Origin of the sequence: Paenibacillus sp. UMB7766-LJ446, assembly GCF_030226665.1 — a bacterium.
In the GTDB taxonomy this organism is placed as follows: domain Bacteria; phylum Bacillota; class Bacilli; order Paenibacillales; family Paenibacillaceae; genus Paenibacillus; species Paenibacillus vandeheii.
Genome location: NZ_JASOYM010000008.1, coordinates 37,777 through 50,323, shown reverse-complemented (window position 1 = coordinate 50,323; position 12,547 = coordinate 37,777). Strand labels below are relative to the sequence as shown.

Below are 12,547 nucleotides of genomic sequence, written 5' to 3'. Positions count from 1 at the left end.
TCTATCCTAGATGGTAAGCTTTACGCAACGTTTTGTCAAAGCAAAACAGTAAGCTGTTGGCAATTTGGTTACCGCTTGGATTTAACTTTATGCGACCCTCTTTTGTAAACTATATTCTGTGTTTCAATTATTCAACAGAAAAAATCCCGTCAACGTTGACGGGATTTTTGCTTGATCGAGATTTAACCGCGTCCAGCTCCGCGCAGAACGATGGAATCTTCCACCTTGATACAACGATTCGTCACTGCTGTCATGCCGTTCTCAGCAGCAATCTGTACGGCCTCATCACTGTGGATACCAAGCTGAAGCCACAATACATTTGCTTTGATCGCGGCAGCTTCACGAGCGACATCCGCGCAATATTCATCGCGGCGGAATACGTTCACGATATCGACTGGCTCAGGGATATCCGCAAGAGTTGCATATACGGTCTCACCGAGAATCTCACCTTGTACCTGTGGATTAACCGGGATGATGCGATACCCTCTGCTTTGCATGGCTTCCGCTACCATATAGGAAGTACGATCTGATTTGTCCGATAAGCCGACGACTGCGATGTTGCCTGCCTTGCGCAAAATTTGTCCAATTTCTTCACGAGTAGGGTTGTTAAATTCCATGTTCAAGCACCATCCTTTTCTGCTTAACGTGTTATTTTACTCTTTTACCCATTGAACCGAGGCGCCAAGCGCCTGCAAATGATCAAAATATTGCGGATAAGACTTCGCTACATGGTGTGCATCCCGAATACGAAGCGGTTCTTTGGAACGCAGACCGACAACGGTCAGTGCCATAATTACGCGATGATCGTAGTGAGCATTAATCTCAACGCCGCCTTCAACGCCTTCCGGACGACCATGTACGATAATTTCGGCTTGGCGTTCCTCAACGTTGGCTCCTGCTTTCCGCAGTTCGTTCAAATAATCCGTAATTCGGTCACATTCCTTGTAACGTAAGTTCTCTACATTATAGAACCGTGAGGTGCCTTCCGCAAACACAGCTGCCGCTACCATTGCCAAAACCGCGTCTGTCGCGGCATCTCCGTCGAATTCCACGGCTTTCAATCTACCGTTACCTTGAACGTGTACCACATCGTTCTCGTGCGTCAACGGCACTTCCATCATGCGCAGAACGTCAACAATGGCACGTTCACCCTGTTTGCTCTGTTCCATCAATCGCAAAATTTTAACATCCGATTGGGTAACAGCCGCGGCCGCGAGAACCGCTGCTGACCCCGGGTAGTCTCCTTGAACCGTATATGTTTGTGGTTTATAGGCTTGACCGCCAGGTACGCGGAAGGACATGTAATCATCACTCGCATGAATGACGATGCCCGCCTGTTCCAGTACTTCCAGCGTCTGACCAATGACCACTTTGGATTTCAGGTCGTTCAATACTTCAATGGTGCTGTCTTCGGCCAGAAGAGGCGTTACAAACAGTAATGCGCTCAAGTACTGGGAGCTGACCGAACCGGATACCCGGATATGTCCTCCCTTGGCCTGACCCCCTTTGATCGTGATCGGCAAGCGCCCTTGTTCGTGCTGTACGTCAACACCAAGCTGACCAAGTGCATCGATCAGGTCATCATGCGGGCGTTTGCCAAGAGAATCCGGGTACGTATTCACAAACGTAACCTCAGGACAAAGTGCAGTTACTCCCATCAGGAAACGGAGCACTGCACCCGCATTGCCTACATTCAATTCACGCACATCCCGTGGATGGCTGCCAAAGCCCTTGATGACGATTTTGCTGTCATCTTCTTCAAGGACTGCTCCAAGATCACGAATACATCTGCGCATTGCGTCACTATCTTCACTATGGGCCGGGTAATGGATCGTACTCGTGCCATCTGCCAATGCGGCAGCAAGCAGGTAGCGTGTAGTGTAGTTTTTGGAAGACAAAGCTCCAATTTCCCCGTTCAGGGATGGGGTCGGTTTAACGATAACGTCCATGGATGAAATTCTCCTTCATTGATTATAATGTGCTTCGTTAGATGATCCTGCTGCGTATTTGGTTCAGGATACATGTGGTGATGCTATACTGCCAAATTGACATTCCATACATCGCTTGGGTATCATTATAGGCGTTAAGTCCATACAGAAAAGAGGACCTGAATATGACACAAATTGCTGAAATTGAACCTTCTGAGCTGCGCCGCCGTTTGCAGGCGGGAGAGAAGCTGCAGATGATAGACGTCCGTGAGGACGATGAAGTCGCACAAGGCATGATCGAGGGAGCCAAACACATCCCACTCGGACAGATTCCGGACAGACTGTCTGAAATTCAAAAGTCCGGTGAGATTGTTCTGATCTGCCGCAGCGGTTACCGCAGCGAGCGTGCCTGTGAGTATTTGCAGCAGCTCGGATATGATGGCTGCACCAATATGGTTGGCGGCATGCTGCAATGGCAGCAGGAAGACTAAAAAGCATCAGGATCGGAATATAGGGGTTAGGATAGCTGCAATCAGCAGTTCATCATAAGCCCTGTACATTCTGATCCTTACAGTCAGTCAAACGGGCCAATCGGCCCGTTTTTCACATCTATCCGCCAGAATTACACGACCCCGTTCACCACTAACATCCTTCGGCATAAAAACAATTACAAGCTTAGACGCGGTAATGCGCTAAAATTAAACGAGTCACTTCAGAAGCGGATAACTCGGTTGTATCCACCGTGTAATGCGCAAACCGATATGCGTCCTTCCGTTCCTGCATAATGGTCTGAATGCGTTCCTCCGCATTGCCTGCCAAGAGCGGACGATTTTCACAGCCGCTGACACGTTCTACAATCACTGCCGGATCGGCAGTCAGGGCAACCACCCAGCCGTTCTTCGACATGACATCACAGTTATCCGAACGCAGAACGACACCGCCTCCGGTTGCAATCACCTGCGACTTCTTCTCCAGCACCGAGCACAGCATACGGCTTTCGGCATCGCGGAAATACGTCTCTCCCTTGCCTGTGAACAATTCAGGAATCGTACAGCCTTCCTCTTTCTCCACCGCAGCGTCCACATCAATCAGTCGGTAGCCCAGCTCTCGAGCGAGCATATCAGCGACGGTTGATTTGCCAGTTCCCATCATGCCGATGAGAATAATATTATTAGACTTGCTCAAGGTGTACACTCCTTTAATTCAAGCAATTCGTGAGCACTTTTGTCCTATCATAACACAGCCCTGCGGACTGGGGAAGGCTATCCTACTAACGACTCCCCTCCAGTAGCCACAAGCACTTCTAAGGTATCTCTAAGCATGTCCATTTACTCCATAGATTTCTAACGAACTCAGATGAGCTTATTTCTGAATTTTAGGCGATTATAAAATTGTAACGAATCTCAGAAAACTTATTTTTCTAAAACACCCTCAAAACAGCGAAATTTCGCTCCAAATGATCTAAATAGGACCTTCTGAGTTCGTTAGAGAATAGAAAAGGCTCATATCCACGAGATAGAGCTTCTCGAGTTCGTAAGATGTAGGACCAGCTTACACATGCGGTTAAAAAAGAGACCTGGAGTTCATCGGTATGAACCGACTCTCCAAGTCCCCTTTTCCAAGCGTTCGTCCATGCCTTTCTTCCAGCCAAGGCTCCTGATTCAGGACGCTTTAGCCAAACTCACGGACTTGCGTTTATACATTACTATTCCATCCAGTTGTGGTGGAAGCTGCCTTCTTTGTCCAGACGTTTGAACGTATGTGCACCGAAGTAGTCACGTTGTGCTTGCAACAGGTTTGCAGGCAAACGCTCTGTGCGATAACTATCGTAGTAGGACAATGCACTGGAGAATCCAGGAACTGGAACCCCTTGAGTTACTGCAGCAGCTACAACTTCACGCCATGCACCTTGGTAGGATTCAACAATGTTTTGGAAGTATGGGTCCAGAAGCAGGTTTTTCAGTGCTGCATCCTTGTCATACGCTTCTTTAATGTTTTGCAGGAACTGCGAACGGATGATGCAGCCACCACGGAAGATCATCGCGATGTTGCCGTACTTCAGATCCCAGCCGTACTCGTCCGAAGCAGCGCGCATTTGGGCAAAGCCTTGTGCGTAGGATACGATTTTACTTGCAAACAGCGCTTTGCGCACATTCTCGATGAACGCTTTTTTGTCACCGGAGAATGCTTCAACCGCAGGTCCGTTCAGGATTTTGCTCGCTGCCACACGCTCGTCTTTCATCGCAGACAGGAAGCGGGAGAATACGGATTCCGTAATCATGGACAGAGGTACGCCCAGATCCAGTGCGCTTTGGCTTGTCCATTTGCCTGTTCCTTTTTGTCCGGCTGCATCCAGAATGACATCAACCATTGGTTTACCCGTTTCCGGATCGTATTTGGAGAAGATGTCTGCCGTGATTTCGATCAGGTAGCTGTCCAGCTCTCCCTGATTCCATTCTGTAAAGATGGCATGAAGCTCCTCAACGGACACATTCAACACGGATTTGAGCAGGTGGTACGCTTCACCAATCAACTGCATGTCTCCGTATTCGATACCGTTGTGCACCATTTTCACATAGTGTCCGGCACCGTCTGGTCCGATATATGTACAACAAGGATCGTCACCGACTTTGGCCGAAATGGCTGTCAGGATTGGTTCAACCAGCTTGTACGCACTCTCTTGTCCACCTGGCATGATTGCCGGGCCTTTCAACGCGCCTTCTTCCCCACCGGATACGCCTGTACCGATGAAGCGAATGCCTTTGTCTTCCAGCTCTTTGCTGCGACGTTGAGTGTCAGGGAAATAGGCGTTACCGCCATCAATGATGATGTCGCCCTCATCCAAATGAGGAAGCAGTTGCTCAATGGTTGCATCGGTTGCGTAACCGGCTTGTACCATGATCAGGATTTTGCGCGGGGATTCCAGGGATGCCACAAACTCTTCAATGGAGAATGTGCCTGTCAGGTTTTTACCTTCGGCTTCTTTCAGAAGATCGTTGGTTTTCTCCGGGGAACGGTTAAATACCGATACCGAGAAACCTCTGCTTTCAATGTTAAGGGCCAAATTTTTGCCCATTACTGCAAGTCCAATGACACCGATCTGTTGTTTCGCCATCTGGTCCTCCATCCTTTGCTCCAATTAATTTTATTGAAATGTACTCTCAACAATACCCTCATTTTAACGGTTTTACGCATAGAAGTGAACCCCGGACCATGGTCGCACAGCGAGAAAACACCCCAATTGCCTGAGGTGTTCATCGTATTTTCATAAATACAGCGTTAAATGTCAGCCTTCCAGCATCAACATATGCCCTGACAACTGCTTTAGGACTTTACGACAGGCATCTGCTTTTTCGATATTATCCATCTGAATAGCGGCATGCAGACGCTCCAGTTCATCGTCCACTTCCATACGCAGCAGCAGGAGGCGCTCTTCCCCTTCGCGCGAGAGGAACATCTCTTCCATTTCTTCCGCCGTCGGCGCAGGTTCCTTTTGAAAAATAACGCGCTGTTTGAACCCGGACACTTCAACGAGACGGATGACTTCACCAAACAAAATGTTCTCCACGGTCATCTGCTGATCCTTAAACCGTTTCACAACGGCATGCCCGCGCGTATCCCCAATCAGCTTCTCCAACCATTCCGCAAGCTTTGCATCCTTGATAATATAATCTCCCGTCATCTTGTAATTCCCACTGCGCGTCTGTTGAAAACGGAGCTTTACCAGCTTGCGTCCGGTGCGGACTGACAGAATAAAAAAGGATTCGTCCTCGCTCCAATATAGTGAATACCCCTCACGAATAAGGTCTTTGATCAAATTTTGGATATGCCGACGGTTGAACCGCAGCTCCAGATTGCAATATTCAACTTCATAACTCTTATTCACGGCACTCCCTCCATCTGTACCGGAGATGCTCCGGCCATCTTCTTCAATCGCTTCTACTCAATCGGCTTACCCTATTTTATACTTCATTTTATGTAAGGGTACTTGGTTATTTGACTATTTTTCACCGATTGATCTGAGGGATCGCAGCTTTCCGCAGTTGCACAGGGGCAAGCCCCCGATTTTCATGCTATGATGGACGCGAAATGAAGGTATACACGGGCAGAATTACCTTCTGGTCATTAGCCGAATGGATGCATTATCTACACAAAAAGGGAGTTCCACAACCTGTACGGTCGTTGGAACTCCCTTTTCTTATCAACTCATCCTCCGGACTTCAATCGCATCATTTGGCAGGGGCCGTACGATACGGTTTACGGGATAACACATAGTGCACAACAGCAAGTCCAGTCATAACGACAGCACTTCCGATAAATGGAGCCGGATGACTAATGTGATCCCACAGCAGTCCGGATACAATCGGCCCTACGACCATGCCTGACCCCTGAAGGGTCAGGAAGAACCCCCAGATCGCTCCGCGTTCTCCCTGAGGAATCAATGTGGCTACAAACGCATTCCAAGCCGGAAGAATCATCGCATAGCTGACACCTACCAACATAACGACGCCGAACACCACAGGAATAGACGTAATGGAAGAAAAAGCAAACAGACTTGCTGCTGCCATCAAAAAACCGATGTTCAGGAATGGTGCTGTTCCAAACCGGTCTACCATTTTCCCTACAGGCAGCAGTGCAATAACCGTAATCCCACCCCCTGCTATCAGCAACAGGCTGTACAGGTTGGGTGAGATATGCAGGTCTGTGCGTGTGTACAGCGTGATCACCGGACTGAGCAGACCAATTACAAAGGACTGCATAAACAGTGCAGGATATACAAGCGGATTCACATTCAGAGTACTACGTACCCGTTGCAGTGTGCCCTGGACGCTCTTTTTGAGTCGAATGAAAGGCGTAAGCAAGTTCGGTTTAGCCGGATATTTCATATCCGCCCGCTTACTCTCACCTTCCGCATGCTCTCCCTCAACAACGACACGTCCGGGCAAAATCAGCGCGACCAGAATGACCATAATGGCAACACCCATCAATACCAGGAAAATGGTGCGATAATCGTGATGCGTCCGTTCCAGCAGCCAGTTCATACCGATTGGACCAAGTCCGGTCCCTCCAAGAGCCGCCATCTCCAGCGCACCCATAGCTGTACCGTTCTTGTTCTGCGGCCCCGACATCGCCGTCACACCTGTCATGGCACACGGCCAAAGGGGGGACGTACCAATTCCAAGAATGAGACAAGCCATGGCAAGTCCAAATGCACTTTTGAAAAAGATAATCATGATTACAGCGACTAATGTACAAATTAGGGCCGTTACCATCGTGGCACGGAACCCGATTCGTTCTGCTGCCCAGCCAGAGGGAGCCCGGAACAGATTATCACCCAAATATTGAAGGGCAAAGGCCACACCAATCACGCCAGCGGACAGGCCCAGAATATTGTCCATATACACGGGCAATACAGCGACCAGCAAGGCACCCTTGATAATTTCAACTAGAAAAAGCGTTAGCCACATAGCGATAAAAAAAGGTGATCGCAAGATTTTGGCTGGTTTTGTATTAGTTTGCATTCTTTTTCCCCTTTCGATGCTTGCTTCCCCATCTCCTATGCTTACTGTAACCCTCGGGGATGTGTCCAAATCTCAGCAATTCGAAAAATTGTCAAGCAATACTGCTTGCATTCGGTTCTTAATTTGCTATACTCAAATTTGTTTAAGATTACAAAATGATAAGTTCTCAGCGAAGCTGAACTAAATCCATCCGTGATCGCAAGAAAAACTTCCGCTACATGCGGTCTGTCTTCATAGAATTTACGTCGAAAGACGTTTTTCTTACAAATTATAATTAGGAAAGGTTGTGACAGCACTGATGGATCACCGCCGTACGCCGCTGTTTACCGCTTTAAAAAATCACGCGGCACTCAATCCGGTGCAATTTCATATTCCGGGACATAAAAAAGGATTGGGAACGGATACCGAATTTCGTGAATTTATCGGCGATAATGCCCTCTCCATAGATTTGATTAACATCGCTCCGCTAGATGATTTGCATCAGCCAACCGGTGTCATTGAGGAAGCGCAGATTTTGGCAGCCGATGCCTTCGGAGCCGATTATACCTATTTTAGTGTACAGGGCACAAGCAGTGCCATCATGACCATGATTCTGTCGGTATGTGAGCCGGGTGACAAGATTATTGTGCCCCGTAATGTGCATAAATCGGTCATGTCTGCCATTATTTTCTCAGGAGCGAAACCCGTGTTCGTCTCTCCTGCGCAGGATGCCAATCTGGGGATTGATCACGGTGTTACTACAGGCGCGATCCGACGTGCCCTTGAGCGTCATCCTGATGCCAAGGCCTTGCTCGTCATTAACCCAACGTACTTCGGCGTATGTACCGATCTGAAAGAAATTGTAGAACTGGCGCATAGCTATCAGGTCCCAGTACTTGTGGATGAAGCGCATGGCGTACTCATTCATTTCCATGAAGATCTGCCGCTCTCTGCCATGGCCGCCGGGGCTGATATGGCTGCAACGAGTGTGCACAAGCTGGGTGGTTCGATGACACAGAGTTCTGTACTCAATCTGAACACCAAGAATGGATATGTGAATCCACAACGTGTTCAAACCATTCTGAGTATGTTGACTTCAACGTCGACTTCTTACATCCTGCTGGCTTCGCTCGACACGTCGAGACGTAATCTGGCTCTGAATGGCCATCAGATGGCACAGAAAGCCATTGATCTGGCTGAGTTTGCAAGACGCTCCATTAATGATATGGACGGACTGTATTGCTTCGGCAGAGAGCTGCTGGGCACAGAGGCTACCTTTAATTACGACCCAACTAAAGTAACCATTCATGTTCGCCACCTGGGCATTACAGGCTACGAAACAGAGAACTGGCTACGTGAGCATTACAAAATCGAGGTGGAGCTCAGTGATATGTATAATATTCTGTGCCTCATCACGCCTGGAGATACGGATGATTCCATAGAAATCTTGCTGAACGCCCTGCAAGATCTATCCCGTACGTATTATCAAGTGAATCCAGCCCATGAGCTGGTAGTCAAGGTACCTGATGTACCACAGTTGATGCTGACTCCACGTGATGCGTTCTACGGTGATACCGAAGTCATTCCATTCAAGGAATCCGCGGGCCGGATTATTTCGGAATTCATCTATGTCTATCCACCAGGAATTCCGATTCTGCTGCCAGGTGAGGTTATCACTCAGGAAAACATCGATTACATCATTGATCATGTTGAAGTGGGACTTCCTGTAAAAGGACCCGAGGACCGCAGCGTAACCAACGTGAAAGTCATTGTGGAAGCAGATGCCATTTTCTAAAACAGCCATTTCTACATGGGGTTAATCGATCTCTACGGACCAAGCAGGATGCTTGGTCCTTTTTATTTTTTTCTCCAAGAAGATTGAACTGCCATGGGCTTATGATCGCTGTATTGTTTGCATTTTTCCACCTATTCCACTGTCCCTCTCGCAAGAAAAAGCAGCATTTAAGCCTAATAAAAAGCAAACAAAAGGCCCCCTGTGATCAAGGAGCCTTCTTGCTTTATTCCAAAAGGATGACTATTCTTGGCTTGCAACGAGTTCGTTGTACGCCGCTTCAACACGGGTCCACTCTTCTTCGTCTTCAATATTGTAGAGCACCATTTCCTCGTCTTCTTCTTCCATACGCAGAATGATGCCGTCAGCTTCAGGATTGTTACGTTCCAGCAGGAGCGCATAAACATGCTTCTCCACGTCAAACGTCTCCACCAAAACCATCTCCACGTCATTTCCGTTCTCGTCTGTCAGTGTCAGAAGAACTTCTTCATGCTCGTGGTCGTGGTCGTGGTCGTGACCGCAGGCATCGCCGTGTTCATGTGTGTGATCGCTCATTGAAATACCTCGCTTTATAAATAGATATTGTGTAACCTTGCATATCGTAACATGTTCATAGGGCCAGGTCAATTTAACCGACAACGTTATTTTTGCTTCATTCGTTCAGCGCGGTAATCATTTTCTCAGCTGCCAGCACATAATTACTGTTTGCATTTTCTTTAATATAAAAACCGACTTGGTACTTGCCAGCCCGGCTGAAGTCATACGTAAAATCGTACGTTCGGAACCAGAAGTTATCCTTCTGGGTCTTAAGCTCCTGGGACTGTATATCCTTAACATCACCACTTGGATTGGTAATCGTCACCTTCACGGCAGCTATATCTGTTGTCAAACTGTCGACTTGTGAGAACACATTAAATTTCAGCTTACCCACGTTTACGTTGCCAAACACAGTATCTCCCTTGAAGAGAAAAATATGTACATTCGGTTTGATAACCGTTACTCTCTTGTTTGTGCTATCCCATCTGGCGATTCCTCCCGCTTCCCTTACAGGTACATAGGTCGTTCCGTCAATGAGATAACCACCGTCAGCTGCTTCCTTGCCGTTTATGAGAACCCGAATCTTCTCGTTCACTGAATCTGCAAACAATAAAGACCCGCCGAGCAAGGAGAATACCGTGACACACAGCAAAATTCTTTTCCATTTCATTCCGTCAATATTCCCTCCCCTGCTGCTAGCTGTTGTACATTTATACTGCAGATTCAGCCACAAAGTTGCGCTGTTTTTCATCATTTTTCATTTTTTATCCAGAATATTTTCCACCCCTTGGAACGATCAAAAAGAGGCGTTCCCTATTAAAGGGTGCCTCTATAGTATAGTTGTTGACAATGCGTAATTATACGAACTTCTTGTGAGTCCCTTATTATACTGCTGGAACTACGAAGTATGACGAGTCAATATACAAGGTACACCCTTGCCTACAGCTCCATCCGTTCGCATCCGTGCTGCATAATCCATTCCTCGTGTACAGGGGGTCTTGCAACGCTCACATACATCCGAAGTAACCAACTTCATCGATACACGAAGTTTGTCACTCTTTAACACGGGAGCCTTTTTTACCTTTGCTTTTGCCATCCCGGATTCCCCATTTCCCCAATTGCTTGCTGATGTAATGCATCATATGGGAATTCGCCCGGTTGTGTGTCAAAAGGAATAAACTTCGTGCATGAAATCGTTAAATGAAGCCACCGTTTGCACGCAACGTCTGTCCTGTAACCCACTGAGACTCTGCACTGACGAGGAAAGAGATCACATTTGCGATGTCTTCCGGCTCACCCAGACGACCAAAGGCATTCATTTTACGCATGCCTTCAAGCTGTTGCTCCGTCTTGCCAACAGAAAACAATTCGGTATTCACCGGGCCTGGTGCAACGGCATTGATGGTGATTTGTCTTGAACCAAATTCTTTGGCAAGCTGACGGGTGATCTGTTCTACTGCTCCTTTGGTTCCTGCATACACGCTGTACCCCGGAAACATCTGTCCCGTTACAGAGGTGGAGAAGTTAACAATTCGTCCTTGGTCCTCCATATGTTTCAGCGCTTGCTGGCAGGCAAAGAACGTACCTTTCACATTGATTGCAAACTGCTGATCGAATTCTTCCTCTGTTACATCCGCTAAAGGCGTCGTCTTCATAATACCTGCATTGTTGATGAGAATATCAACTTTACCGAGCTCACTCATCGTTTGGGAAAATAAACGCTCCACATCATCCTTCCGGGCAAGGTCAGCCTGAACGGTAATGGCACGTACTCCTTTTTGGCGAGCAATGTCCGCCACTTGTTCTGCTTTGTCGGGACTGCTCGCATAGTTGATGACGACATCCGCTCCCAATTCAGCGAGCTGCTCCGCAATGGCACGTCCTATGCCCCGGGATGAGCCTGTTACAATGGCCACTTTACCTGTTAGCTTTTTCATTTACGATTACTCCCCCTCTTGATCCAAATGTAATAATCCTTTTTCTAACAACAACCATACCTGTGCAAATTCCGCATCAATGGTAGGGCTTAGCCACTCATAGGCGTGTGCCGGATGATGAAAACGAGCTGTAGCTTGAAGAATCGCCGTTGCAACCACATCTGGATTGTTGATTTTGAACTGGTTCTCCTGCTGGATGATCTCACTCAAATGACGTATAAGATGCTGCACATGTTTATCGATGATCTCTGCCGATTCCTGTGTCACCCGTGCGTACATCTCAAACAACTCTGCATCGGATTCGGCATAATGACGTTTACGATGAATTAATGCTTCTATATATACTTTAAGATGACGTATTCCCTCTCCGCTATAACTCTGATCCTTAGTTATTGCTGTCAAAGGCGCGATAATCTCATCTTCGAGCCATTGTGCAGTCACGCCTTCAAGTAATTCTTTCTTGCTTTTATAGTGCCTGTAAATGGTTCCGTGACTGACCCCGAGCAATTTGGCGACATCCGTAACAGATGTCTTGGCAACACCGAAACGTCTGAGCGTTTCCTGCGTTGCTGCGATGATTTGTATTTTGGTTAAAAATTCAGAAGTTTTATCCTTTTCCATATGAATAAGATGGTTACACCATCCTCAAGTCACCTCCGTTGAAATTAGATTAACATAGCCCATAACAAATGACAAATATTTATTTTTGTCATTTGTTATGGGCTTGAGATGTCATTTTATCCATAAAAGAAAAAAGAGCCCATTTAATATGGCCCTTTTACAACGTTTTAATTTCTCCTACATGATTGTATATATGCTCCATTTTAAGGATGGAGTTTTGAGTATTGAACT

At 47.3% G+C, this 12,547-nt stretch carries 13 protein-coding genes; 2 read left to right on the top strand and 11 right to left on the bottom strand.

The features are described 5' to 3' along the window. Positions 1–182: 182 nt before the first annotated feature. Together QP794_RS19665 and aroA are read right to left on the bottom strand one after the other, a co-directional pair. A complete protein-coding gene (locus QP794_RS19665; RefSeq protein WP_024631155.1) occupies positions 183–617 on the bottom strand; it encodes a CoA-binding protein in 435 nt (144 codons plus the stop codon). Positions 618–653: 36 nt separating this feature from the next. Beyond that, positions 654–1,949, bottom strand: coding sequence for a 3-phosphoshikimate 1-carboxyvinyltransferase (gene aroA / locus QP794_RS19660; RefSeq protein WP_285078567.1), 1,296 nt, complete (start codon positions 1,947–1,949; stop codon positions 654–656). A gap of 164 nt (positions 1,950–2,113) precedes the next feature. On the opposite strand from aroA, the gene QP794_RS19655 reads away from it, so the two are divergent. Next, on the top strand, positions 2,114–2,419 hold the full coding sequence (locus QP794_RS19655; protein WP_024631157.1) for a rhodanese-like domain-containing protein: 306 nt from the start codon (positions 2,114–2,116) through the stop codon (positions 2,417–2,419). Positions 2,420–2,603: 184 nt separating this feature from the next. On the opposite strand, the gene QP794_RS19650 is transcribed toward QP794_RS19655, so the two are convergent. The 4 genes from QP794_RS19650 to QP794_RS19635 all read right to left on the bottom strand — a co-directional run bounded on the left by QP794_RS19650 (position 2,604) and on the right by QP794_RS19635 (position 7,450). Further along, positions 2,604–3,113, bottom strand: coding sequence for a shikimate kinase (locus tag QP794_RS19650; protein ID WP_024631158.1), 510 nt, complete (start codon positions 3,111–3,113; stop codon positions 2,604–2,606). A gap of 520 nt (positions 3,114–3,633) precedes the next feature. Beyond that, entirely contained in the window at positions 3,634–5,043 is a 1,410-nt protein-coding gene (gndA, locus tag QP794_RS19645; RefSeq protein ID WP_079349566.1) for an NADP-dependent phosphogluconate dehydrogenase, read from the bottom strand. A gap of 171 nt (positions 5,044–5,214) precedes the next feature. Next, positions 5,215–5,814, bottom strand: a complete 600-nt coding sequence (locus tag QP794_RS19640; RefSeq protein WP_024631160.1) for a hypothetical protein — start codon at positions 5,812–5,814, stop codon at positions 5,215–5,217. 343 nt (positions 5,815–6,157) lie between these two features. After that, positions 6,158–7,450 (bottom strand): MFS transporter, encoded by a 1,293-nt coding sequence (locus QP794_RS19635; protein ID WP_285078566.1) that lies wholly within the window; start codon positions 7,448–7,450, stop codon positions 6,158–6,160. 298 nt (positions 7,451–7,748) lie between these two features. Here QP794_RS19635 and QP794_RS19630 point away from each other — a divergent pair, with 298 nt between their 5' ends. After that, a complete protein-coding gene (locus QP794_RS19630) occupies positions 7,749–9,224 on the top strand; it encodes an aminotransferase class I/II-fold pyridoxal phosphate-dependent enzyme (RefSeq protein WP_094939068.1) in 1,476 nt (491 codons plus the stop codon). A gap of 240 nt (positions 9,225–9,464) precedes the next feature. Here QP794_RS19630 and QP794_RS19625 read toward each other — a convergent pair whose 3' ends face one another. The 5 genes from QP794_RS19625 to QP794_RS19605 form a co-directional block, all read right to left on the bottom strand. Next, entirely contained in the window at positions 9,465–9,776 is a 312-nt protein-coding gene (locus QP794_RS19625; protein WP_094939065.1) for a DUF1292 domain-containing protein, read from the bottom strand. Positions 9,777–9,873: 97 nt separating this feature from the next. Continuing rightward, a complete protein-coding gene (locus QP794_RS19620; protein WP_285078565.1) occupies positions 9,874–10,428 on the bottom strand; it encodes a stalk domain-containing protein in 555 nt (184 codons plus the stop codon). Positions 10,429–10,656: 228 nt separating this feature from the next. After that, complete coding sequence (locus QP794_RS19615; protein ID WP_285078564.1) at positions 10,657–10,854, bottom strand: hypothetical protein; 198 nt, start codon at positions 10,852–10,854, stop codon at positions 10,657–10,659. 100 nt (positions 10,855–10,954) lie between these two features. Further along, the gene (locus QP794_RS19610; protein ID WP_285078563.1) at positions 10,955–11,695 is read right to left on the bottom strand and encodes an SDR family oxidoreductase; all 741 of its coding nucleotides are present in this window, start codon (positions 11,693–11,695) and stop codon (positions 10,955–10,957) included. Positions 11,696–11,701: 6 nt separating this feature from the next. Next, positions 11,702–12,316, bottom strand: coding sequence for a TetR/AcrR family transcriptional regulator (locus QP794_RS19605; protein ID WP_285078562.1), 615 nt, complete (start codon positions 12,314–12,316; stop codon positions 11,702–11,704). Positions 12,317–12,547: the final 231 nt, after the last annotated feature.

Excerpts from the sequence above, each read along its gene's own strand:
- QP794_RS19605 (WP_285078562.1), bottom strand. The coding sequence starts at position 12,316 with ATGGAAAAGGATAAAACTTCTGAATTTTTAACCAAAATACAAATCATC.
- QP794_RS19635 (WP_285078566.1), bottom strand. The coding sequence starts at position 7,450 with ATGCAAACTAATACAAAACCAGCCAAAATCTTGCGATCACCTTTTTTT.
- QP794_RS19620 (WP_285078565.1), bottom strand. The coding sequence starts at position 10,428 with ATGAAATGGAAAAGAATTTTGCTGTGTGTCACGGTATTCTCCTTGCTC.
- aroA (WP_285078567.1), bottom strand. The coding sequence starts at position 1,949 with ATGGACGTTATCGTTAAACCGACCCCATCCCTGAACGGGGAAATTGGA.
- QP794_RS19625 (WP_094939065.1), bottom strand. The coding sequence starts at position 9,776 with ATGAGCGATCACACACATGAACACGGCGATGCCTGCGGTCACGACCAC.
- QP794_RS19615 (WP_285078564.1), bottom strand. The coding sequence starts at position 10,854 with ATGGCAAAAGCAAAGGTAAAAAAGGCTCCCGTGTTAAAGAGTGACAAA.
- QP794_RS19610 (WP_285078563.1), bottom strand. The coding sequence starts at position 11,695 with ATGAAAAAGCTAACAGGTAAAGTGGCCATTGTAACAGGCTCATCCCGG.
- QP794_RS19655 (WP_024631157.1), top strand. The coding sequence starts at position 2,114 with ATGACACAAATTGCTGAAATTGAACCTTCTGAGCTGCGCCGCCGTTTG.
- gndA (WP_079349566.1), bottom strand. The coding sequence starts at position 5,043 with ATGGCGAAACAACAGATCGGTGTCATTGGACTTGCAGTAATGGGCAAA.
- QP794_RS19665 (WP_024631155.1), bottom strand. The coding sequence starts at position 617 with ATGGAATTTAACAACCCTACTCGTGAAGAAATTGGACAAATTTTGCGC.
- QP794_RS19630 (WP_094939068.1), top strand. The coding sequence starts at position 7,749 with ATGGATCACCGCCGTACGCCGCTGTTTACCGCTTTAAAAAATCACGCG.